Annotated in this window: 16 protein-coding genes and 3 pseudogenes; 9 read left to right on the top strand and 10 right to left on the bottom strand. The window is 41.5% G+C overall.

Features of this window, described 5'->3' with window-relative positions:
* The 6 genes and pseudogenes from DXA05_RS00780 to DXA05_RS00755 all read right to left on the bottom strand — a co-directional run bounded on the left by DXA05_RS00780 (position 1) and on the right by DXA05_RS00755 (position 9,454).
* Positions 1-1,713, bottom strand: coding sequence for a PKD-like family lipoprotein (locus DXA05_RS00780; protein ID WP_004313742.1), 1,713 nt, complete (start codon positions 1,711-1,713; stop codon positions 1-3).
* A 17-nt stretch (positions 1,714-1,730) separates the two neighbouring features.
* Positions 1,731-2,489: a DUF4843 domain-containing protein gene (locus DXA05_RS00775; protein ID WP_128858643.1), complete on the bottom strand. Its 759-nt coding sequence runs from the start codon at positions 2,487-2,489 to the stop codon at positions 1,731-1,733.
* A gap of 43 nt (positions 2,490-2,532) precedes the next feature.
* On the bottom strand, positions 2,533-4,047 hold the full coding sequence (locus DXA05_RS00770) for a RagB/SusD family nutrient uptake outer membrane protein (protein WP_128858642.1): 1,515 nt from the start codon (positions 4,045-4,047) through the stop codon (positions 2,533-2,535).
* A 10-nt stretch (positions 4,048-4,057) separates the two neighbouring features.
* Positions 4,058-7,398 (bottom strand): annotated as a pseudogene (locus DXA05_RS00765) (SusC/RagA family TonB-linked outer membrane protein).
* Between the two features lie 39 nt (positions 7,399-7,437).
* Positions 7,438-8,637, bottom strand: coding sequence for a FecR domain-containing protein (locus tag DXA05_RS00760; protein ID WP_128858641.1), 1,200 nt, complete (start codon positions 8,635-8,637; stop codon positions 7,438-7,440).
* Positions 8,638-8,884: 247 nt separating this feature from the next.
* Complete coding sequence (locus DXA05_RS00755) at positions 8,885-9,454, bottom strand: RNA polymerase sigma-70 factor (protein WP_004307824.1); 570 nt, start codon at positions 9,452-9,454, stop codon at positions 8,885-8,887.
* A gap of 1,360 nt (positions 9,455-10,814) precedes the next feature.
* Between DXA05_RS00755 and mnmG the strand changes: the two are divergent.
* The 6 genes and pseudogenes from mnmG (at position 10,815) to deoC (ending at position 17,081) form a co-directional block, all read left to right on the top strand.
* Positions 10,815-12,700 (top strand): annotated as a pseudogene (gene mnmG, locus DXA05_RS00740) (tRNA uridine-5-carboxymethylaminomethyl(34) synthesis enzyme MnmG).
* A gap of 50 nt (positions 12,701-12,750) precedes the next feature.
* Positions 12,751-13,281 carry an adenine phosphoribosyltransferase gene (locus DXA05_RS00735; protein WP_004313735.1) on the top strand — a complete coding sequence of 177 codons (531 nt, stop codon included), beginning with the start codon at positions 12,751-12,753 and terminating at the stop codon, positions 13,279-13,281.
* A gap of 69 nt (positions 13,282-13,350) precedes the next feature.
* A complete protein-coding gene (gene uvrC, locus DXA05_RS00730; protein ID WP_128858639.1) occupies positions 13,351-15,195 on the top strand; it encodes an excinuclease ABC subunit UvrC in 1,845 nt (614 codons plus the stop codon).
* A gap of 166 nt (positions 15,196-15,361) precedes the next feature.
* Positions 15,362-15,814: a D-aminoacyl-tRNA deacylase gene (dtd, locus tag DXA05_RS00725; protein ID WP_004313732.1), complete on the top strand. Its 453-nt coding sequence runs from the start codon at positions 15,362-15,364 to the stop codon at positions 15,812-15,814.
* 39 nt (positions 15,815-15,853) lie between these two features.
* On the top strand, positions 15,854-16,192 hold the full coding sequence (locus DXA05_RS00720) for a nucleotide pyrophosphohydrolase (RefSeq protein ID WP_009041169.1): 339 nt from the start codon (positions 15,854-15,856) through the stop codon (positions 16,190-16,192).
* A complete protein-coding gene (gene deoC / locus DXA05_RS00715) occupies positions 16,179-17,081 on the top strand; it encodes a deoxyribose-phosphate aldolase (RefSeq protein ID WP_004313730.1) in 903 nt (300 codons plus the stop codon). Before DXA05_RS00720 ends, deoC begins: the two co-directional genes overlap by 14 nt.
* Positions 17,082-17,264: 183 nt before the next feature.
* Here the strand turns inward: deoC and DXA05_RS28265 are convergent, their stop codons facing one another.
* Entirely contained in the window at positions 17,265-17,456 is a 192-nt protein-coding gene (locus DXA05_RS28265) for a hypothetical protein (RefSeq protein WP_008770476.1), read from the bottom strand.
* Positions 17,457-17,478: 22 nt separating this feature from the next.
* Here DXA05_RS28265 and DXA05_RS00705 point away from each other — a divergent pair, with 22 nt between their 5' ends.
* Positions 17,479-18,159, top strand: coding sequence for a DUF1266 domain-containing protein (locus tag DXA05_RS00705; RefSeq protein ID WP_055235650.1), 681 nt, complete (start codon positions 17,479-17,481; stop codon positions 18,157-18,159).
* Here DXA05_RS00705 and DXA05_RS00700 read toward each other — a convergent pair whose 3' ends face one another.
* Complete coding sequence (locus tag DXA05_RS00700; RefSeq protein ID WP_055235632.1) at positions 18,160-19,134, bottom strand: polyprenyl synthetase family protein; 975 nt, start codon at positions 19,132-19,134, stop codon at positions 18,160-18,162. It abuts the gene before it with no gap.
* An 88-nt stretch (positions 19,135-19,222) separates the two neighbouring features.
* Here DXA05_RS00700 and polA point away from each other — a divergent pair, with 88 nt between their 5' ends.
* Both polA and DXA05_RS00685 read left to right on the top strand, forming a co-directional pair.
* Positions 19,223-22,072, top strand: coding sequence for a DNA polymerase I (gene polA / locus DXA05_RS00695; protein WP_128858638.1), 2,850 nt, complete (start codon positions 19,223-19,225; stop codon positions 22,070-22,072).
* Between the two features lie 389 nt (positions 22,073-22,461).
* On the top strand, positions 22,462-22,857 hold the full coding sequence (locus tag DXA05_RS00685; protein WP_128858636.1) for a DUF3836 domain-containing protein: 396 nt from the start codon (positions 22,462-22,464) through the stop codon (positions 22,855-22,857).
* 89 nt (positions 22,858-22,946) lie between these two features.
* Here DXA05_RS00685 and DXA05_RS00680 read toward each other — a convergent pair whose 3' ends face one another.
* Positions 22,947-23,726 (bottom strand): LytTR family DNA-binding domain-containing protein, encoded by a 780-nt coding sequence (locus DXA05_RS00680; RefSeq protein ID WP_008641602.1) that lies wholly within the window; start codon positions 23,724-23,726, stop codon positions 22,947-22,949.
* Positions 23,723-25,764 (bottom strand): annotated as a pseudogene (locus DXA05_RS00675) (histidine kinase). Before DXA05_RS00675 ends, DXA05_RS00680 begins: the two are co-directional and overlap by 4 nt.
* Positions 25,765-25,771 lie beyond the last annotated feature (7 nt).

The following is a 25,771-nucleotide window of genomic DNA, read 5'->3' as shown; positions in this document are numbered from 1 at the left end:
CTAGAAAGAAAATGACATATAATCATCACCACTTCCCCATTTATAAAGGACATCTACAATTTCTCCAAAGTTCTTATTTTCTTCTGAAGTGGTTTCATTCGGGAATTGCTGTTTAAGAGAAACCGCCGTACACGTACCGTCTTTTAGTCTTGTTTCTACAACACTATATATATAAAAACTTCCGTCTTCCAAAGCAACCCCTAATTGCCCACTGTAAGGATACTTGTATTTACGTAAATTGGTGGTCACATCCATACCTGACAAGGTCTTGACAGCAGCAGGCAACGGCTCACCTAATGGCATCAAACTCCCTCTATATTCCACATCTCCATAAGAATCCCATCCGTATTGATAATAATAAAGCTGGTTTCCGCTGGCAATAACCACATAACGTTTATTTCCAAAATTAGCCATACCACGATAATCATTGATAACTCCTAAAGGAGCCTCATAATACCAACCATCCATACAACTAACGGATCTGCTATCTGCCTCTAACCCGAAATAACGCAATTCATATACTGATGTAGCTTCATCTTTCAGCAAAACCGTCCAAAAAGGATAAGCCATTGTAAAATCATTCCCTCCATCATATGGAGCTGGCAATGCATCTACCACTGTCTTTTTTATATTTGAGAAGTGATCTTCACCACTCGGATCGGCAATATTATACATATTCCCACTTTCAGAACTAGTCATTTCGCCGATAGCTGAACTCTCACTTCCAGCTACATTACCCACATCCAAAATGCCCACTAATGAATTATCTTCTTTTGTCAACGCAAGCATCACATTCGTATAATAGTAATTAAACTTATAGGCTTGGAACAAGCGACTGAATCGGGTTTCATTATTTAATCCTATAGACATATAGGTACCTGCATGAAAATCAGCCGCATCTGCCTTTTTTTCCCAATAAATTAGTCCATTCTTATCCAACAATGCCTTAGCCGTATAAGTCATGGCAGCTTCTATCGGAGAAAAATGAGCAGGAATATCCCCACGGAACTCTTCATCTGTGTACACTTCACGTTCCAGCGTATTGCCATTAAGCTCCACCCAGCGATCTTGTTTCACTACCAATTCATCGTATACGCTAATACCGTACTGAAGATTATAATCTATATAACCAATGTTATTCATCAATCCTTTCGGATTTGATCCCAAATTGGAAACGACATCACGCTTCACTATATGATAAACCAATGAATCACGAGTAAAGGTTTCCCCATTATACGTTACCTGATAATGTTGTGTTGTAGGTACAATGAAATGAAGCACAGAACGTCCGCCTTCATCCGACAGAATAGTCCATCCACGTTGAAACATAGACATCACCTTAATAATCGTAGATTTTCCGAACTGGACCCCCGACTTATTGTCGGTCACTGCAAATGTCACTTGATACGTACCGCTTTTGTCGGCTTTAAATGTATAAGTGGCACCACTTTCACCTGTCTGCAACTGTTTGTCTATGTACCATTCGTAGCTGACGTCGGGCGTAATGCTGTCTATCGTAAACTTAAATGTAGGCGCCAATACCAATTCGTCTCCCTCTATCAAGTTATATCCAGAATTGATATTCTCAATATTGAAATTACCACCTTGTAAGTCATTAATCTGCTTGTAGTTATAATTATTGTCATCATCCAAACAACCGGACATAACTCCGACAAAAACAGCCATCACTGCATATATTCCTAATTTTTTCATACTTTGCAATTTTATAGTTATCCTGCCACTTCCACAGTAATCACATTTCCATGCTCATCTTTCTCCCAATCTTCCTTTTTCTTTCCTTCGTTCATCTGCTTCAGGGTATTCTTCAGTCTTAATGAATATTTACGTAATATTTGCTTGTTCTTTCCATCGAACACCATATCATCTTTTTTCAACTCGTCCAAAAACATCTGATACTTCCTTTCCGAATATTCACCTAGATAAAACCAATCGACCGAGTTCCCCGGATTGGATTCTGATCCTGCATCAATCACCGACCACCAATGAGGTTTAAACAAACGATCGGTAACAGTAATAAAAGCACGAGAATATGAATGGTCACCTTGCTTCACCCCGTTTGCCTCCACTACCTGCAATGCCAATATTTTCGTTTCTTTCTCCAGCATTGGGGCATTCTTCAGTATCACATAAATGGTATCCGTGAGCAATCCCTTTCTAATCCTACAGTCTGTAGGCAGCACATATAAGTCGGCAGGCAAGGTTGTATATTCTGCATCTACACTTACATTAAAATGTAAATCATCTTCCTGTATTTGCCCGTAGACAGAGACTTCTACCGGTATTTCGGCATCCTCACCCTCATTATACATTTTAAAAGATACTGTAGTCGTGTCTTTTGTCATATCATTAGCAAATCTCAAATAGGCTGTATCGTTACTGTTGACCAGCAATCCCTTCTCTTCACACGAAACGAGCATCAGATCTGCAATACAAATCAACGCTCCCCATATAGCATATTTTATCTTCATTTTCATTTCTCCTAAATAGTTATTATGAAAATATTCCTTATATTTAAATATTTGATTCCGAATCAGGTTTCGGCAATACCACATTCTCATCAGTCGGCAAAATATCACTACTATAATAAGAGCTGGCGGGGATCAATCTATTCAACCGTTTATACATATAGAATATCTGCCCTTCACCCAGAAATTCACGACGGGCATCATTTACCAACAAATCTATAAACTCCGATTTATTTGTCACATTATCAAACTTCTTTGATATCCCTCTTCCTTTTTTCACCAATTCCAAATAGCCTCGTGCTTCTTTGGGTTTGGTATCAAAAATCGCTTCAGCAGCAATGTAATACACCTCAGACATACGTATCATAGGGAGCATACGGTTATTTGTTTTCCCTTCATTTGTACTCTCTGTCTGTTTGTTATACTTCAATGTGCGATAATAAAACCCATAATACTTCTCTTCCAATTGATACTTAAACCGCCAGTCGCTATTTATTTCATCCCCATACAGTTCTTTCGCAACATCACCATCAAGACACAAATAATTCTCCTCACTGGCCCCATCGGAACCATGATTTATTTCCTGATCCCATTCCACCAACTCCTTTGAAGAATAGAGCCCGAAAATAATATCATTATACATCTTCATATTTCCATTCCTAAAGCCAGACGAATTAGTTGAAGCCTCGAAATAGCCGGTTTTATTTTCTTCATCAATGATTTTCTTGGCTTCTGCATAAGCCTCTGCATTCTTTCCCGCATACAAGAAAACACGAGCCAACTCCGCCGTTACCGCATAATAATTCAGGCGATAGCCTCTGCTTTTTGCAAACAGGCTCTCTGAAACCGTTTCGATATTGAATCTAGCGTTCGCCCCCATACTAGATGTTGCATCCACTTCCTTCAGAATGCGCTGTGCTTCCTTCAAATCAGCAATAATCTGTTCCAAACAATAACTAACAGTTTGATGGTTGTTAACATAGCTAGGATAAACATTAACATAAGGAATAAAAGTACGGTCATCTTTCCCGAAACCAACAGATGAAGGAGATGGAGCATAAATACGAAGCAAATCAAATTGTATAAATGCGCGCAATCCGATAGCCTCACCCAAAATCATCTGCCGCTCACCATCAAGTCCACTAAAGAGATTAGGGTCAGCTTTGGCAGCCTGTTGAGCCAATTCATTACAATTGGCAACCACATTCCAAGCAGCATTCCACATGGCATCTGTGACAGGGACTAATTCTGTATTTTTAAACTGAAGCGCTGCCATATTTCTCATAGCTGTTCCACCACCTATACTTGGAGCTTGATCTATATAATAAGACTGTGCCCAGGCATCCATAATCCCCCAAGTAAGGTTACTTCCATACAAATTGAAAGTAGCCATCTTCCGGTAAATACCGTTCGTTGCCGTACGGAAACCATCACCAGAAGAGAACAAATATTCCTCCTTTATCTCATCAGAAGGATAAAGGTCAAGCCAATCTGAACACGAAGAGAGTGTCAAGACTACAAACGCAAAAGAAATAAACGTAGTATATATTTTTCGTATCATAATGGTATACTTAGAATTGTGCTTTAATAGAGAAATCAACCGTCCATGATTTCGGGTAACTTAAACCTCGCTCCTGACGGATAGAATTCCAGTTAATAAAATCGCGTGTACTTGCTTCCAATCGGAGCATATTTATTCCCAAATACTTCTTTATCCATTCCCGATTGAAATCATAGCTTAAAGTTAATGCACTCAAACGCAGATAAGCCTTATCCTGAACGAAGCGTGAAGTCGGCATAGTGCACTATCGGCATTTTTAATATCTTTAAACTGCGCAATATCTCCCGGCTGTTTCCATCTGTCGGTCAACACACGCAAGTCTACGTTTTGATATTGTATTCTGGCATTCTCCACCCGGTCTACCAAAGTCTGATTATACTCCTGCCCGCCCCATTCGTATTGGAAAGCAGCAAATAAGCTCCATTGTTTATAAGCAGCATTAAATCCGATAGAGCCATTAAATTTAGGTTCAGTATTACCAACAGCCACTTCTTGAGTGGCATTCCATGTGTCGGACACGCTACCATCGCGGTTTAAGAATATTTCCTTACCTGTAGTAGGATCAATACCCAAAGATTTCACAGCCCAAATGGAAGTAAGTGACTGTCCTTCCTCATATTGAGAAATTGGTACTCCATATTTAGAATTATAGCGGCCATACTCTTCATTCACTATATTCTCATAGAATTCTTTTACTCGCTGATTGTAGGCACGTTGCGAATCAGAAATTTTTAGAATCTTATTCTTGTTGTGTGCCATATTTCCCCATAACGCCACCAACCAGTCACGATTACGGAATACTTCGCCACGTACCTGCAACTCAAATCCCTGATTCAGTACTTCACCCATATTGTCTTTATAACTAGAGAAGCCGGAAGTTTGAGACAGGCTGACATCGTTCACCAAATCTATTGTTTTATCATGATAATAATCCGCATCCACCGTCAAGCGCCGATTCAGAAATTGCATTTCAATACCTACATTAAACTTATCAGTCTTTTCCCAAGTCAAGTTGTTATTTCCCAAAGCTTTCAACACTGCGCCAAAACCTGTTGCATACCATTCATCAAAAAGCGCTTCGTACATAGTCGTAGCAGCATAAGCTGGAAAACTAGCTTTACCAGTCCGCCCATACGATGCACGTACCTTCAATTTGTTAACTATCTCATTTCCTTTTAGAAACTCATAATTATGAATGTTCACCCCCAAACCTCCGGAGAAGAACGGTGCCCAGCGTTGCTTGGAGCCAAAATCAGATGACCCATCAAAACGAACGGAGAAATCAGCCAAATAAATATCATTCCATGTATAGTTTCCGGTAGCCCATGCACTGACCATGCGTGAAGTACCTTCGGTACGTGACGGCTTTTCATATATTTCGGCTGCATAATTCGATGAATGGAATTGTCCACTCGGGAATCCGCGGTAATGAACGTTTGTCGCATCTGATGAACCAGAAGATGCCTCCCATGCCACAGACAGATTTAAATTATGTTTATTGAAAGAACGTGTATAATATAAAGCTGCATTTGCATTCCAATTCAAACTATTTCCATCATCCACATAGAGGTCACCCAAGTTATGTCCACCTTCATTAGGAGCAGCCGTGGTTTTTGAAGACAGCGGGTCGATAAACCGTTCTCCACTAGAATATTTACGGTTCACACTAAATTGACCTCTAACAGTCCAGTAATCGGTCAGATACCAATTCAAACTCAAATTATTGGATACTTCATCATAAGCACTCCAAGTATAATTGCCAAGAGTCGCTTCGTATAGTGGGTTGTTAGCCTCGCGTAAATTGCTATTCTTCGAGAAGCTCAACCTTTTTCGCAATGTCCCGTCATCATTATAAGGTGTATCATAGGGTTGCAAAATGGTATAGTCACTAAACGAACCATAAGGCGACTCTTTCGATTTAGAATGAGTGAACGATACAGTGTTCTTCACTTGCAAAGACTTCATACGATAATCCAGAGAGAAACCAACACTATAGCGATCACGTCCTGACCCCTTCATCACACCATTCGCTGCATTGTAAGAAGCATCTACACCCCAACGCAAGTTTTGCGTACCTCCCTCTATAAAGAGGCTGTGTTTATGGTCGAATGCATTTCGTAGAGGCAGTACCATCCAATCAGTATCCACACCACGTTGAATTTGTGCAAATCTCTTATTATAATCAAGAATTTGATTTTCCATGTTACTATTATCGAAAAGTCCGGCAAGGCGTTCCATCTCCAGTTTTTCTGAAGCATTTGCCAGATTATAGTCGCTCAAGTCGGGCATTTCCACCATACCTGTAAAGTTGTAAGAGACACGCACTTCACCTGGTTTCGGAGTGACGGTAGTGATAACTACCACACCGTTAGCGGCACGCGAACCGTAAATAGCGGTAGCTGCAGCATCTTTTAGGATGGTCATGCTCTCTATGCGGCTGGGATCTAAGTCGTATACCTTTTCGATGCTAACTTCAAATCCATCCATAATGAATGTAGGCAGATTGGGATTATTTTCCAGATTCGATTTAGACAATTGATTCTTATCCAAATCTCTGGTACCTACCCCCGAACGTCCACGAATATACATTTCAGGCAATGCGTTCGGATCGGAACCAAACTGCGTATTGCTCATCAAACGAAAAGAAGGGTCGAATGACTGCATGGCATCCAAAACATTGGTTTGCGATACCTTACGCAACTCATCACCTGTTATTTGGGTAGAACTACCAGTAAAGCTTGATTTACGAACATTGCTATATCCGGTTACAACTACATCCTCTAATGTCTTCACATCATCCAACATAGTAATCTCAAGCATCTTCTTACGTGTAGCATCTACCTGAAGAGTCTGCTTTTTCATACCAATAAAAGAGATTTCCAAAGTCACCTTATCATCCTTAACATCCAAAGTAAACTCACCTTCAATATTGGTAGAAGTACCCGTACGAGTACCTTTTACGATGATGCTGGCTCCTGGAATCGGTTCCTTATTCGAATCAATAACCGTACCCCGAATACGGTTATCACGCTTCTCGGTCTGCAATTTACGAACAACAACAATACCATCTTTCACCACATAATCAAATCCCTGGGGATTTAAAATCAACTTTAGAGCGACTTCCCATTTCTCATTTTTTGCATTAATCGATACGGGAGGAACTCCTTTAAACATTTGTGAATTATACAACATATTCACGCCTGTTTGTTTCTTCACTGCATCCAAAACAGTCTCAATAGAGACGTTCTGCAGATTCAAAGTTACCGTCTTATCCTGTGACGGTAGAGCCCATGTGCTAAACGTGCAACACACTGCCACTAAAAAATATAGTAGCCATCGTTTTTCTCTCATAAATTAATGATTAAACTTTATCTAATATTCTATCTATTTTTACTCTTTCATTCCATCGTATATCAAGACTTTCCGGCCACTGATTTTATAAGTCAGATCGCCTGTCAGTTCCAAAGCATCCAAGAAAGAATTGATCGTTCCGTAACGTTTCAAACTACCACTGTAAGTTATATCGCGTAGATCTGGCGTTTCATAATAAACCTGTATATCATACCAGCGTTCGAATGTCTCCATAATCTCCCCTAAAGAGCGGTTTTTAAAGTTGTACACACCGTTTACCCAACCGATATATTCGTCCAAATCAACGGTACGTTTCTCTGTGCCATTGGCAGAAACTACTGCTTGTTCACCCGGCTGAAGAGTTACCGTTCCGACATTCGGTGCAGAAAATTGTACTTTGCCATGTACCAATGTAGTGTAACAAACGGAAGCATCGGTATAAGCATTCACATTAAACGCCGTACCAAGCACCATCACTTCGCCAAGATGAGTTTGTACCACAAACGGATGAGATTCATCCTGCATAACCTCAAAATAAGCCTCACCTTCCAGAGCTACAATCCTGCGTTTACCCGCAAAGCGTACCGGATAAGTCAACTTAGAACCAGCATTCAAATGAACTGTTGTTCCGTCAGCGAGGACCACAGTGTTTTCCCCTCCACGTGGTATGACTAGTTCATTTGATATTACCGGCTTCTCTACGACGCTTTTCTCTGTGTGTTGTGTTGTGGCGGTCGGTTTATATGACAGCACTCCTTCCTTATATTTTACCTGGACGCCGTCTACTATTACGTTAACTTCTTTCTTATGCACATCAATAATGCTACCATCAGGTAAAGTCAATTGTGCCTGTTGAACTCCCGGCTGAATCAATGGTCTGCTTTCCTCTTCAATCGAACCATAATTCGACATATAGAAAGATAAACCGATTACTAAAACAACAGCTGCTGCAACAGACCACCAAATTCGGAAAGCACGAGACTTCTTTATTACCTCCGGTTCCGTTTGTCCGATTTTCTGAAGGAAAGATTCATAGGCTTTCTTTGATGAATAATTTTTATATTCTTCAAATGCAACTCTTAATGTCTCACCATTCTGCAATTGTTCATACACTTTTTGTAAGTCCGGGCATTCCGCCAATCGCTTTTCAAGCTCTTGCTGTTCCGATTCATTAGCTTCTCCTAAAAGAGCTTTCTTCATTAAAGCGGCATCTTGATATACATTTTCGAACTTCTTCATCTTATTTTTCCTTTTTAAATCAAACAACTGTTTAATTTGCTTTATTATAGATATACATAACTCACAGAAAAGGGTGACAAAAAGATAATATTTTTTTGAGATAGAAATATAAAGGAGAGGATTTTAGAGGCAAGAATATAACATTATGTCACAATATAAAAGGAATCCGTTCGCTTTTAACAAAGAAAACAAATCTTAAGTAATCAATAAAAAGATAAAGATGTATCAAATTGACCTTTTTATCTTTTTAGAGAAATAAACAAAGAATAATAGAATGAACAGAGTCGCCCAGCCTCTCACGAAGGAATTTATAGCTGCGTGTCTTTTGAGTTTTAACAGTATTGATACTTATTTCTAAACGTTCCGCTATCTCTTCCCATGTATGTCCTTCGATTCTCATTAAGATAATCCGGCGTTGCTCGGACGGAAGTTCTTCGATATAGCAATAGAGTTGCCGGATAATTTCTTCTTTCACCGTCAATGCATAAATCATATCTTCGTCCTCCACGCTTTCTTCTTCGGCTAAAGAATTCAATATGGTATCATGAATTTGATTATTGCGTATATATAATAAGGTATTATTATAGCAGGCACGATAAAGATAATTGGTAAGCTCTTTAATATCAGAAAAGGTACGCTTCCCTTCCCATACAGAAATAAAAACGTCTTGCACCAAATCTTCTACCGCATCGGGGACCGGCAATATCTTTGATACATAAACACATAAGGCAGTATAAAAACGATCGTAGAAATCGCCCCACATCTTTTCATCCTTCCGGTTTACTCCCGCTACTATAGTGTCAATTTTATCGTTCATACTGTCACATTACCTGCGAAAAAAGGAAACAGAATTCATAAAAATCGCCGTAACTACTTACTTTTGCGACATTTACGATTGCAAATATATTGTTTTTTTTCAAAAACGCAGACTTTGCCGGCTTACAAAATAGAAAATAAAAAAGTTCTTTCTCATACATAGAGATTTTTTCACTTTCATCTTTCATCTATCACCAGACTTCTTGAAACAGTTTATTCATAGTACTTTCAAGCATGGTGATAGATTGCCGGTAACCTATCACCTTATCTTTCATCTATCACCACCATTTTATCGCTCTGATTTCTTGCTTTTTCCCTTCAATTTTACCGGGAATCTTGTCCTATGATAGCCACCAGACTTTATTTTTTTGATTTCAAATATGAGTCAGACAAGACAAATGCTGACAAAACAATCGTAAGCTATAGGACGGCGGTTCGTATCCCACAAGACGACGATCTGTTTCATGCTTTGAAACACTCTGTTTCATTACGGGAAACACTTTGTTTCACACCGAGAAACGAATCGTTTCAAGCCTTGAAACAAACTGTTTCAAATAGGGTTGAAACTAATTGAATCCAGGCAAATAACAAATTGCCCCAAAAGAAATTCGAACGAGCTTACCATACAGTTCAAATGAGAAGCAAAAGAAAATAATAGTTGGAAATGAAAGGGTACAAAAAAAGAGCGAATCATTCCGCTCCACCTTTAAAGAATCCCCATAAATGGGATTCTTCTTTTTCTTCATCTTTCATTTACTCTTTACCTGAAAACGTCTTTTTCCTAATACCTAATCAAAACAATCTTTTTCCTAAAAACTAATCTTAAAATCTAATACCTTAATTTTATAAACTAATACCTTTTAATTATTACCTTTTTCTAATACCTAAAATATAAGTAGTTTCACAACTACACTGCAAAGGTATAGCTGTTTGCGAAAACAGCAAAAGCCATCATGCAAAAAATTACATTCAGACTTATTTTTTTGACTTATGTCAAGACGTAGGGTAGATTTAGAGTGTAAACCTCACGTTTATTCCCACAACAATCCGTCTTCTCAACAAATCTTTCCTTTTACTCTCTAGTTGCATTCATAATTGAGCAAGTACACAACTAACAAAAAGAAAGCAAAACAGGGAATTTAAAACACAATCTATTACCATTCTATTTAAAAACATACAATCACAAAAAACAATAAGCGGGCTATTTTCGAACAATCTGCATATTTCTAACTCAAAATTACGGCGATTTTTTCAGTCAAACCGGATTCCTCCCCGGATTTTCAGAAGCAAAAACAGCTTGAAGATACAAGTCTCGCAACTTTTCCGTAACTTTGCAGCGTTTGATAATAAATAAGATAGGAATGGATTTTAAGTACGACGTAATTGTAATTGGTGCCGGACATGCTGGTTGTGAAGCAGCGGCAGCCGCAGCTAATTTAGGTTCCAAGACTTGTCTCATCACTATGGACATGAACAAAATTGGGCAGATGAGTTGCAACCCGGCTGTAGGAGGAATCGCCAAAGGACAAATTGTACGTGAAATAGATGCACTGGGTGGACAAATGGGATTGGTGACAGATGAAACAGCCATTCAGTTCCGAATTCTAAACCGTTCGAAAGGCCCTGCCATGTGGAGTCCCCGCGCCCAATGCGACCGGGCTAAGTTCATTTGGTCCTGGCGGGAGAAACTGGAAAATACACCCAACCTTCATATCTGGCAAGATACGGTATGCGAACTGCTCGTTGAAAACGGTGAGGTTACCGGATTGGTCACTGCGTGGGGTGTCACCTTCAAAGCGAAATGTATCGTGCTCACCGCAGGAACTTTCCTCAACGGACTGATGCACGTAGGTCGCCATCAATTACCGGGAGGAAGAATGGCCGAACCGGCTTCTTATCAATTGACCGAATCCATCGCCCGTCACGGCATCACCTATGGAAGAATGAAAACCGGTACTCCGGTACGAATCGATGCACGCAGCGTTCATTTTGACCAAATGGAAACACAAGCCGGCGAATGTGACTTCCACAAGTTCTCTTTCATGAATACCAGCACGCACCACTTAAAGCAACTTCAATGCTGGACATGCTACACTAATGAAGAAGTACATCGGATTTTGCGCGAAGGTTTGCCCGATTCTCCCCTATTCAACGGACAGATACAAAGTATCGGACCACGCTATTGCCCGAGCATCGAAACCAAGATTGTTACTTTCCCCGATAAAGACCAGCACCAATTATTCTTGGAACCGGAAGGCGAAACAACACAAGAGCTATATCTTAACGGATTCTCTTCTTCACTTCCGATGGAAATACAAATTGCGGCACTGAAACAAATCCCGGCTTTCAAAGATCTGGTTATCTATCGTCCGGGATATGCTATCGAATATGACTACTTCGATCCGACCCAATTAAAACATACGTTGGAATCGAAGATTATCAAAAACCTGTTCTTTGCCGGACAAGTGAACGGCACTACCGGATACGAGGAAGCAGGAGGACAAGGATTGATAGCCGGCATCAATGCGCATATCAACTGCCACGGCGGAGAAGCATTTACTCTGGCTCGCGACGAAGCATATATTGGCGTATTAATCGACGATTTGGTTACCAAAGGTGTGGATGAGCCCTACCGTATGTTTACCTCCCGTGCAGAATATCGCATTTTGCTTCGCATGGACGATGCGGATATGCGCCTGACAGAAAAAGCATTTAGCTTGGATTGGCAAAGGAAGATCGCTATCAATTGGTAAGAAGCAAGAAGGAAGCTGTGGAACAAATCGTTTCTTTCGCACGCAACTATTCGATGAAACCGGCATTAATTAATGATGCTCTCGAAAAGATAGGAACAACTCCCCTGCGTCAGGGATGCAAGTTGATAGAAATTCTAAACCGTCCGCAAGTGACAATTGAGAATATAATAGAACATGTTCCGGCGTTTCAGCGGGAACTGGAGAAAGCGACAAGTTCGGATCAGGATCGAAAAGAAGAGATTCTCGAAGCGGCTGAAATCTTAATCAAGTATCAAGGATACATTGACAGAGAACGGATGATTGCTGAAAAGCTGGCACGATTGGAAAGTATAAAGATCAAAGGAAAATTTGATTATTCCACCATTCAGTCCCTATCCACCGAAGCTAGGCAAAAGTTGGCAAAGATAGATCCGGAGACGATTGCGCAAGCGAGCAGAATTCCGGGAGTCTCTCCAAGCGACATCAACGTACTGCTCGTGCTTTCGGGACGATAGGCGGCAACGTTTCACGTGAAACAAATCATTTAAAGAAACGATATAATTCAATGATTATGAGCAAAGAAACACTAATCAAAAGTATTCGGGAAGTACCCGATTTCCCGATCCCCGGAATCCTGTTCTACGATGTCACCACCCTATTCAAAGATCCATGGTGCCTGCAAGAATTATCAAACATTATGTTTGATATGTATAAGGATAAAGGGATCACCAAAGTAGTAGGAATAGAATCAAGGGGCTTCATCATGGGACCGATTTTAGCCACCCGCCTGAACGCCGGTTTCATTCCTATCCGCAAGCCCGGCAAGCTCCCTGCAGAAACAATTGAAGAAAGCTACGACAAGGAATACGGAAAGGACACCGTGCAAATTCACAAAGACGCACTGGATGAGAATGATGTAGTTCTATTACACGACGACTTGCTGGCAACAGGAGGCACGATGAAAGCGGCTTGTGAATTGGTGAAAAGATTAAAACCTAAAAAGGTATATGTAAACTTCATCATTGAGTTGAAAGAACTGAATGGAAAATCAGTATTCGGAGACGACGTAGAAGTAGAATCGGTATTGACTTTATAAAGGATTTGCATCTATTTGCAGAGAATGTGTCAAAAGTAAGCAGCTAGCGATCTCTCATACCTAACGATTATGAATGTAGAACCGGAAAGCAAAACCAATGAATATCTGAAAGGGATTGTAGCCAACCTTCCCGAGAAACCGGGTATTTACCAATACCTGAATACGGAAGGAACGATTATATACGTTGGAAAGGCAAAAAATCTAAAGAAAAGAGTCTATTCTTATTTCAGCAAAGAGCATGAGCCGGGAAAGACGCGAATACTGGTCAGCAAAATCGCTGATATTCGCTATATCGTAGTCAACACAGAAGAAGATGCGTTATTGCTGGAGAATAATCTGATAAAGAAATATAAGCCGCGCTACAACGTTCTGTTAAAGGACGACAAGACCTACCCTTCTATTTGCGTGCAGAATGAATACTTTCCGAGAGTCTTCAAAACAAGAAAGGTTATCAGGAACGGCTCCTCTTATTATGGCCCGTACAGTCACATTCCATCAATGTATGCGGTATTGGACCTGATAAAGCATTTATATCCCTTGCGCACATGCAATTTAAACCTAAGTCCGGAAAACATACGGGCGGGCAAATTTAATGTATGTCTGGAATATCATATAAAAAACTGCGCCGGGCCATGCATCGGATTGCAATCACAGGAAGAATATCTCAAAAACATAGATGAAATCAAGGAAATCCTGAAAGGGAATACACAAGATATCAGCCGTATGTTACTGGAAAGGATGCAGACGCTGGCCGGCGAAATGAAGTTTGAAGAGGCACAGAAGGTTAAAGAGAAGTATCTTTTGATTGAGAGTTATCGTTCGAAATCGGAAGTAGTAAGCTCCGTATTGCACAATATCGACGTATTCTCAATCGAAGAAGACGAGTCGAACTCTGCTTTCATCAATTATCTGCACATTACAAATGGTGCCATCAATCAGGCTTTCACGTTCGAATACAAAAAGAAGCTGAACGAATCAAAAGAGGAGCTTTTAAGGCTTGGTATTATCGAAATGCGGGAACGCTACAAAAGCCAATCCAGAGAGATTATAGTGCCTTTTGAACTCGATTTGGAGTTAAACAATGTCGTATTTACCGTTCCACAGCGGGGAGATAAGAAGAAATTGCTGGATCTTTCGGTTCTAAACGTGAAACAGTACAAGGCCGATCGCCTAAAACAGGCGGAAAAATTGAATCCGGAGCAAAGAAGCATGCGTTTAATGAAAGAAATTCAGCAAGAATTGCATTTGGAAAGGCCGCCGCTGCAAATCGAGTGTTTTGATAACTCAAACATACAGGGTTCTGATGCCGTGGCAGCTTGTGTTGTATTTAAGAAGGCCAAGCCATCAAAGAAAGATTACCGGAAATACAATATAAAGACGGTTGTAGGACCTGATGACTATGCTTCCATGAAAGAGGTCGTCAGAAGGCGTTATCAACGCGCTATCGAAGAGAATTCTCCTCTACCCGACCTGATTATCACTGATGGTGGAAAAGGTCAAATGGAGGTCGTCAGAGAAGTCGTTGAAGACGAACTGAATCTGGCTATTCCTATTGCCGGACTGGCAAAGGACAACCGCCACCGCACATCGGAACTTCTTTTTGGATTTCCTCCGCAGACGATTGGTATCAAACAGCAAAGCCCATTATTCCGTCTGCTGACACAGATTCAGGATGAAGTACACCGTTTTGCTATTAGTTTCCATCGTGATAAACGCAGCAAAAGACAAGTTGCGTCCGCACTGGATAATATCAAAGGTATCGGAGAAAAGACAAAAACAGCACTGTTGAAAGAGTTTAAGAGCGTAAAACGAATAAAAGAAGCCTCTTTTGAGGAGATTGCCGTTATCATCGGAGAAGCGAAAGCCAAGACCGTAAAAGAGGGATTAAGCAATGAATCATCAAAAAATGAATAAGAAGCCGGCGGAGTGGAGCCAGTTATCTTCCTATCATTTTTAGGCCTAAATAATAAGCCATTAAAGCTTTCGGCAAAACCTTATAATATTTTCCTGTCAACACACCGTTTTCTCTTTCGAATTTTGTAAATTTGCCTTTCCTAACCACGAAATAGAATAAATAACAATGCGAATAGTTATACAACGGGTAAGCCATGCGTCAGTAACCATTGAAGGACACTGCAAATCGTCCATCGGAAAAGGGATGCTGATATTAGTTGGCATCGAAGAATCAGACGGGCAGGAAGACATCGACTGGCTCTGCAAAAAGATAGTAAATCTACGTATCTTCGACGATGAAAATGGGGTGATGAATAAGTCTATTTTAGAAGATGGAGGCGAAATTTTAGTTATCAGCCAGTTCACGCTACACGCTTCTACCAAAAAGGGAAATCGCCCCTCCTACATCAAAGCTGCCAAACCGGATATCTCTATCCCACTCTACGAGCAATTCTGCAAAGATTTAAGCGGTGCACTGGGAAAAGAAATAGGCACAGGAATCTTTGGAGCAGACATGAAAGTTGAACTTTTAAACGACGGTCCTGTTACTATATGCATGGATACCAAAAACAAAGAATAGATATTCCATACTAATCATTAATCACTAATCATTAAAAAAATGACTCTGGAAGAAGCACAGAAACAAGTGGACCAATGGGTGAAAACATACGGTGTCCGCTACTTCAGCGAGTTGACCAATATGGCAGTCCTGACGGAAGAAGTAGGAGAACTGGCCCGTGTCATGGCCCGCAAATATGGCGACCAATCCTTCAAGGAAGGAGAAAAAGACAACATAGATGAAGAGATAGCAGACGTCTTATGGGTGCTTCTCTGCATCGCCAACCAGACGGGAGTAGACATCACTGACGCTTTCCGGAAAAGCATGGAGAAGAAAACGAAACGAGATAATAAAAGACATATCAACAACCCAAAACTGAAAGATCATGGAAGAGAATAACTCACAGCCCAACAAGTACAAGGCCGCATTGGCAAAGTATAATACCAATCTGAGCGATGCAGATATTCAAGCTCGCGTAGCTGAATTGATTGAGAAAAAAGTGCCGGAGAACAACACGGAGGACGTTAAGAAATTCCTGTTCAACTGCATTGATCTGACCACCCTGAACAGTACTGACAGCGACGAAAGCGTGATGCACTTTACTGAAAAAGTCAATCAGTTTGACGACGAATATCCTGATCTGAAAAACGTAGCAGCCATCTGTGTGTACCCCAACTTTGCAGCCATCGTTAAAAACACGCTGGAAGTAGATGGAGTCAATATCGCCTGTGTATCAGGAGGTTTCCCCTCTTCACAGACATTTATTGAAGTGAAAGTGGCAGAAACAGCACTGGCCATTGCAGACGGTGCAGACGAAATAGATATTGTGATTTCCATCGGCAAGTTCCTTAGCGGAGACTACGAAGGAATGTGCGAAGAAATACAGGAACTAAAAGAAGTTTGCAAGGAACACCACCTTAAAGTAATCCTCGAAACAGGCGCATTAAAGAGTGCTTCCAACATCAAGAAAGCCTCTATCCTATCCATGTATTCGGGCGCAGACTTCATCAAGACATCTACCGGAAAGCAGCAGCCTGCCGCAACGCCGGAAGCCGCTTACGTGATGTGTGAAGCTATCAAAGAATACTATCAGAAGACAGGAAACAAGATTGGATTCAAACCGGCAGGTGGTATCAACACTGTTAACGATGCGATTATTTACTACACTATTGTAAAAGAACTATTAGGTGAAGAATGGCTGGATAATCAACTGTTCCGCTTGGGAACCAGCCGTTTAGCCAACCTCCTCCTTTCCGACATCAAAGGCGAAGAAATCAAGTTCTTCTAAAAATTAAAGGCTACATTAGCAATCAAATACGCCTTACCGCGCGACTCCCGTATCACGGGAATCGACGCGGTATTTTTATTTAAGAAAAACTAAACATAGTTACTGGACAATTCGGAAAAACAATTATCTTTGTAAACGGTTTAGCGATGAAAATATAGCTAATTAGTTATATTAGAGAACGTTTCATTTATTACCAGTTCCTGGAATTCGGCAAAATTCAAAGTTATGAATGGTAATAAGCAAACGGGTCTCACGCACCTTCATGTATATAATTTTGTTATATATCGAATGGAGCGTGGGACTGTTGCTTGTATACTCATAACGGCTTGCCGAAGCCTCAGGAAAATACATGGCAACAGTTCTCACGCTTTTCATGAACTTTATGGAGGTATTAAGGATGGACGCTTACACGAGAACCTTACGATTCAATCACAACCCTCTGAATCTCATCCTCGGAACAGAGAAAAAGAAGGGGCTACGCATCGGTTATATGGAAGCTGGACTGCAAGGCTTCTATCTCAACTCCATGGAGACCGGAGTCCATCCCCAAAAGCTATCCAGACTGCTGGCAGAAGAGTTCCACTGCACCGATACCGAGTCCGTCACCGGATTATTCCAGTTCCTGATTAACGAAGGAGACAGAGTCTCCTACCAGATTATGCTCCCCTGCTTACTCTCCACAGAGAACATCAACGAGTTCGAAAGTATCATCCAAAAGCGCTTTTTCGGAGTAGAACGCTTCATCCGGCAAGGAAAGAATCTATACAAATTCGTGAAATATACAGAAGAAAGAAGAGACCCGATTATATGGATAAATGACTTAGAAAAAGGGATTATCGGATGGGACATGGGATTGCTTGTCAGCTTGGCGCGCGCCTCCCAAACATGCGGGCACATCAGCAAGGAACAAGCCTGGAAGTACATAGAACAAGCAGCCCAATTATGTTCGTTAGATCTTCATACAGCTGAAGAAATAGACAAGAGTTTCCTTTTAGGAAAAGCGATGAAATCGGGAAAGATAGAAGATTGGGATCGATTATTATCGTGCTATTCACTCCTGGGCAGGCACAGGAAGTAACTATTTTTCGCGGTCTACCACGTAATCCAAGTAAGCCCGGAGAGCTACACAAATATCAGATTCCGGCAAAGAAGCCAGTAAATCAAAAGCCTTTTGCTTATAGACATTCATCGTCTGAACGGCATATTCAATACCCCCGTTTTCTTTGATAAACGAGATCAAACGGGCAATTTCATCGGGAGTAGCTGTACCCTCCTTTACCTTGATTGCCAATTCTTGCGCCTCATCATTTTTTGTCGTGTTCAATACATACAAAGCGGGCAATGTCAGTTTACCTTCAAGCATATCATTACCTGTCGGTTTGCCAATCTCTCTATTATCAAAGTAATCGAAAATATCATCTTTTATCTGGAAGCAGATACCAATATATTCGCCCAACAAACGGGCTAGTTCGGCTTCTCCCTCCCCTACACCTACCGAAAAAGCGGCAGCTTTCGTACAGGCGGCAAAAAGAGCGGCAGTCTTCTTACGAATTACATCAAAGTAAACCTCCTCAGAAAAGCTATGATTACTTACATTTGAAAGCTGAAGCAACTCGCCGTCAGCAAGATCCTGTCCAAGAGTAGACACCAGTTGAATAATGCGGTGACTATTCGTCAGTTCGGCATGCACCAGGCTGGTTGCCAGTAGATAGTCGCCCGTCAGCACGGCTACTTTATTATTAAAGATAGCATTCACCGAGAGTTGTCCACGGCGTTCGGTACTTTCATCCACGACGTCGTCATGTACTAAACTGGCTGTATGAAGAAGTTCCAATGAAACAGCTGCATGAAGAGTGGAAGGACATACAGCACCATAAAGACGTGCCACCAGCAAAACAAGAATAGGACGCATCATCTTACCATTCCTCTGCCGTATGTGAGATACGACACTATCGAGCAATGCATTTGAACTGGAGAGAGAACTATCAAAAAGTTCTTTGAAGTCTCTCAGTTCTGCTTCAATCGGAGTTCTGATGAGTGAGATGCTGTCCATTAATTACACAATTTGAGCACAAAAGTAATAATAAAACGCTGAATACCGTATTTTTTTGTACTTTTACCATGAAAAATTAATTAAATCTATGGATTCAAGTAATAAATTATTTCTTTTAGACGCTTATGCACTGATATACCGGGCGTATTACGCCTTTATTAAGAACCCAAGAATCAATTCCAAAGGATTCAACACTTCAGCTATACTGGGTTTTGTAAACACCCTCGAAGAAGTGCTGAAAAAAGAGAATCCCACTCATATAGGAGTAGCCTTCGACCCTGCAGGACCTACCTTCCGCCACGAAGCTTTCGAACAATATAAAGCGCAGCGTGAAGAAACTCCGGAAGCGATCCGTCTTTCCGTACCTATTATAAAGGATATTATTCGTGCTTACCGCATCCCTATTCTGGAAGTTGCAGGCTACGAAGCCGACGACGTGATAGGTACGCTTGCCACCGAAGCCGGCCGCCAAGGTATCACCACCTATATGATGACTCCCGACAAAGATTACGGACAGTTGGTAAGCGACAAGGTATTTATGTACCGTCCCAAGCACACAGGAGGTTTCGAAGTGATGGGTGTTGAAGAAGTGAAAGCCAAGTTTGACATTCAGTCTCCGGCACAAGTGATTGACATGCTCGGACTGATGGGAGACTCTTCGGATAATATCCCCGGATGTCCCGGAGTAGGAGAAAAGACTGCTCAAAAACTGATTTCCGAATTCGGAAGCATCGAAAATTTATTAGAGCATACCGACCAACTGAAAGGTGCACTGAAAACAAAAGTGGAAACGAACCGGGAAATGATTACTTTCTCGAAATTCCTCGCCACGATTAAAATCGATGTGCCCATCCAACTTGAAATGGATTCTCTTGTCCGCGAAGAAGCAGACGAAGATTCACTTCGCAGTATTTTCGAAGAACTGGAATTTAGAACGCTCATCGATCGGGTACTAAAAAAAGAGGTTTCCGGAAATGGAATAACCTCCACTCCCGGAAGCAAAGTAGCCACCGGAAAAAGCGCCCCCTCTCCTCTTCCACTTTTCCCCGAAGAAGGAGGCGGAATACAAGGCGATTTGTTTGCGAATTTCACGCCCAATGAGCCGGATGAAGCAAAAAAATCGAATCTAGAGACGTTAGAATCGCAGCCACACAACTATCAACTCATTGATACAGAGGAGAAAAGAAGAGAAATTATTCAAAAGTTACTTACATCGAAAATTCTCTCGTTAGATACGGAGACCACTGGAACCGAACCAATGGATGCCGAATTGGTCGGAATGAGTTTTTCCATTGCCGAAAATGAAGCATTTTATGTTCCTGTTCCATCAGATCGGGACGAAGCGTTAAAAATCGTAAATGAGTTCCGTCCGGTCTTCGAAAATGAGAATTCGTTAAAAGTCGGACAGAATATCAAGTACGATATGATCGTTCTTCAAAATTATGGTGCAGTAGTAAAAGGTCCGCTTTTCGATACGATGATCGCTCACTATGTTCTTCAACCGGAACTTCGTCATGGTATGGATTACCTGGCAGAAATTTATCTGCATTATCAGACCATCCATATTGACGAACTGATAGGCCCCAAAGGAAAGAATCAGAAGAACATGCGCGACCTCGACCCGAAAGATGTATATCTGTACGCTTGCGAAGATGCGGACATCACTCTGAAACTGAAAAACGTATTGGAGAAAGAGCTGAAAGAAAATGACGCCGAACGTTTATTCTATGATATAGAAATGCCTCTTGTTCCGGTATTAGTCAATATCGAACGGAACGGAGTATTGCTGGACACGGAAGCACTGCAACAATCATCCGCTCATTTCACCGCCCAGATGGAGCAAATCGAAAAAGAAATCTACGAACTGGCCGGTGAGACCTTCAACATCGCTTCACCCAAGCAAGTCGGCGAAGTCTTATTTGACAAACTGAAGATTATAGAAAAAGCGAAAAAGACCAAGACCGGGCAGTATGTCACCTCGGAAGAAGTGCTCGAAAGCCTCCGGCATAAACATCCTGTGGTAGAAAAGATTCTGGAACATCGCGGACTGAAAAAGCTATTGGGCACGTATATCGATGCGCTTCCCCTACTTATCAACCCACGCACAGGAAGGGTGCATACCTCTTTCAACCAGACCGTAACCGCTACGGGACGCCTTAGTTCAAGTAACCCGAACTTACAAAATATCCCTATCCGCGACGAGAATGGAAAAGAAATCCGTAAAGCATTCATCCCCGATGAAGGCTGCCTCTTCTTCTCTGCCGACTATTCGCAAATCGAATTGCGTATTATGGCACACCTTAGCGAGGATAAGAATATGATTGATGCTTTCCTTAGCAACCACGATATTCATGCTGCCACCGCTGCCAAAATCTATAAGATTGATCTGAAAGATGTAGGTTCCGACATGCGCCGTAAAGCCAAGACTGCCAATTTCGGTATCATCTATGGCATATCCGTATTTGGCCTTGCCGAACGAATGAATGTAGATCGCAAAGAAGCCAAAGAACTAATCGACGGTTACTTTGAGACTTATCCGGGAGTGAAAGCCTATATGGACAAAAGTATTCAGGTGGCCCAGGAAAAAGGTTATGTGGAAACAATTTTCCATCGGAAACGCTTCTTGCCGGACATCAACTCCCGCAATGCCGTTGTACGCGGGTATGCGGAACGAAATGCCATCAACGCCCCTATCCAGGGAAGTGCGGCAGATATTATAAAAGTAGCGATGGCACGTATCTATCAACGGTTCCAGGCCGAAGGAATACAAGCTAAAATGATCCTACAAGTACATGACGAATTAAATTTCAGCGTTCCTGTCAATGAAAAAGAGCGTGTAGAAGAAATTGTCATCGAAGAAATGGAGAAAGCATACCGCATGCACGTCCCCTTGAAAGCAGATTGCGGATGGGGCAAAAACTGGCTTGAGGCACATTAAACCATCAAGTGGATAAAGGCCACCTCAATAAGGAATTGCTATCTTTTAGATACTAATTGCGCAGGGAGACTCTACCTTATCCAAGGTCTCCGCTTACAAAATAGAAGCAAGTATAGATAATAACATTATTTAACTCATTATCCAGAAAGCTAGAAAAAGGATTCCTTTTTCGACGAAGTGATTCATTCTATATCCGGCAGATTGACTGCCGGATATTTTTTTGTCACCAATCTTGGCAAAAAGCAACCCATCTCCGACCCTACACCTTGACATTTTGACAATCTTTTATCCTTAAAAATGCATAAATACCAAATTAATATGTAGATTTGCAGCGTAAAACCAACACATTTGATAGACAAATGAAAGTATAACTCAAAACTTAAATAGCCATGAAAGCAAAAGTATCTTTAAAAATGTTCGTTTTATCTGCAGCTCTTCTTGTTGTGTCGCTTGCTACTTCTGCACGTAGCTACGACAATCAATTGATTTATAATCCAATCGAAGAGAATGGTATGACAGTAGGACAGACCGTTTACAAAATGGACGGAAACACACTTGCCAACTACATGAAGTACAACTACAAGTACGATGACAATAAACGTATGATTGAAAGCGAAGCCTTAAAGTGGAATAGCAGCAAGGACGAATGGGAAAAAGACCTACGCATCAACTATACGTATGAAGGCAAGACCGTTACTACCAATTATTATAAATGGAACGCTAAAAAACAAGCCTACGTACTAGTACCAGAAATGACCGTTACGATGGATAATACAAATATGTAACATAAACTCTCTCTCATTCTAATATTCTAACAAAAAAGATACGCCGCTTCTGCTGAAGAAGTGGCGTATCGCAATTTATAAGGTCTACATTACAAAACAAAGAAACGTTCTTGCAGTTCTTTCAGATAACTTCGAGAAATCATCAGATCGTTTTTATCGTGAAAAGGTGGATAGAGTTGGCAACACTTACCATCAATCATTGCCAAATAATTAACATTTACAATAGCCGATTGGCTAATCTGCACAAAAGCTTGTGAATAACTGATAATATCTTCTGCTTTTGTATTCCGCTTCAAATTCAGGCGAGTCTGATTGAACAAGACTACCTGCCATTGACGCTTGTCTTTCAGATACTCAAAAAAGCCGATTTCTTCCAGGCGTAAAAGCTTGAAACCCGTCACTGTACTAATCATAAACATGCCCTGTTGTGGCATTAATGCACTGATAGAAGAGGCAAAAGAAGGCAAAAGAGGAAGCGAAGCAGAGGTCATCGCCTTCCGGTAACGCTCCATAATCACTTTCAGGTCTTCCGCTTCAAAAGGCTTTAACAGGAAGTCGAAAGCCGACTCACGCAATGCCTGAAGCAAGTATTTATCATAAGAGGTGTAAAACACCACCTTCATATCCCACAAAATATCCTCTCTAATTTCACTTAGCAGGTTAAGCCCCAATGTATCCGGAAGCTCCACATCGAGAAACAATAAATCCGGATGCAACTCCATAATCATCTTTTTACCCTTTGCACCATTCCCTGCAATTCCTTTTACTTCAAATTCACGATAGGGCTCTAACTCGCGGCGCAAAGCATCAATCGCTGTACGTTCATCGTCAACGATGACTACCTTATACTTTTCTTCTGTCTCCATCATAAATCATAAGAAAAACGAAACGGGATATATACCGACACTTCCGTACCGGTTTGTCCATCGCTTCTGTTGGTTATATCAAAACGTATTTTATCACTCTTGTTCTTTGTATTCAGTAATTGAATGGTCTGATACAACACTTTCAATCCTGTACCTGTACCCCGTGTGGCGGAAACTACCTGCGGGAGATACCCGCGTCCGTTGTCGGTAACCGTTATACGAATCCCATTTGTTTCACGGGAAACATATACACTTAGTTCCTTTTTTCCGTCCTTTCCCGCCAGTCCATGCTTAATCGCATTTTCTACCGAAATTTGTACAATCATAGAAGGAATCATGATGCGGGTTGCATCCAATCCGTCCTCCACTGTGACCGTCGCTACAAAATCCTCCCCCACACGTCCGCGCTCCAATTCGATGTATGTACGCACGAAATCCAGTTCGTCTTGCAAAGATACACTCAACTTCTCGGTCAGTTCGAGGCTCCGACGAAGATACTTCACCAGCTCCATCAGATTATGTTTCACCTCTTCCGAGCCGTTAAACTGGTTGATTTCACGTCCCAATACATTAAAAGTGAAATGAGGAGAAATACGGCTCCGCAAGTTCTCCATGCGAACCCGGTTGATTTGCTGGAAGAAACGCTGACGAAGAAACTCCCTCTTTTTACGCATATACCAGACAACCACCACTACTCCCGCCACAAGCAGCACGCAGACAAGCACCCAGATAAATACGCTCAATTTGAGCACCCTCATCTCTCCTGCCTGTCGCTGAATCTGCATTTCTTTACGAAGCACGATTGTATCTTGCCGGTAGCGCATATCCAGTTCGGCAACACGCATCTGTACTCGTTCGCTACGAATGGAATCATCCAGATGACAATCGCGTTTCAGATACTCATAGGCATGACGGTAATCACCAATCTGTTCAAAATAATGTTGTAGATACTGATTGCGTATAGTCAGCATATTGGCGTCAAGATGACCGACAGGAGCAGTCCGGGCAATCATTGTTTTCGCTTGAGCTATATTTCCTTTCTTCAATGCCAGTTCAATCATCTGGGTTTCGATGTAATGTACGGCCGAGTTATGCTGTATATCGGAGAAGAATCGATAACTCTCGTCCAGACAGACCTGTGCGGAGTCCAGTTTGTCAGTCAGCAGGTACAATTCTCCCAGGTTTACTTTGATAAAATTCTGTTCAAACACCATCTGCGGATAAGAAGAGACAAGCACATTGGCCCTGCGCATATACTTCAAAGCTCCTGATAGTCTTTCCGGTAATAATAATGATTACCGCGATTGTTGAGATAAGTCCATCGTTCGCTCACGTTCATCTCATCGAAATACTGTCCGGCCAATTCATAGTAATGATTGGATAAATCGAAATCCCGCAGTTCCATATAGGTTTGCCCTAATCCGTAGTAGACAGGGAATTTCGCGTGCTCGGACAAGTTTAGCGAATCACAGAGAAACAGGGCACGACGATAATACGAAGCAGTGTGTGCCAAGTCACTGCGATGCAGGTAGGCATCAGCAGTATTGATACAAATATCCGGGAGCAGGTGCAGTTTCTTTCCTCTCAGACGATATTCGTAGGCTTTCTTATAGTCGGTAATTGCAGAATCAGGGCGGTTCAGTTGCATCCACACGTTGCCTTCGATATTATAAACATCGGATAATACATCATTCCATTGGGGAGATTGGAGAGATTGGGAAGCATTGCGGGAAAATTCCTTTACCCGACGGTTGTAATAGAGTATAGAATCAAAATCGGAAGAGACAAAGAATGTTTTCCCATAAAGGGCAAGCAGACGATAATAGACCTGGGAATCTTGCGTCTGTGTCAGTGCGTCAAGCACCTGTGAGCGGGAATAATGCACATTGGAAAACAAAGAATCCTGTACACGAACTTCCAGAGAATCAACCAACACCTGTTCGCACGAAGAGTTATTGCGGTGTCTATCAGCATATCCGCAACTCAACAACATCAACAACCCCAACAGTCCAAATAGTTTCATAGCAGTCTTCTGATTCATCAGTCCC

Source organism: Bacteroides sp. AM54-2NS, from assembly GCF_003602935.1.
In the GTDB taxonomy this organism is placed as follows: Bacteria; Bacteroidota; Bacteroidia; order Bacteroidales; family Bacteroidaceae; genus Bacteroides; species Bacteroides xylanisolvens.
The sequence above is the reverse complement of the archived record's forward strand: the minus strand, read 5'-3'. Positions and strand labels throughout refer to the sequence as shown.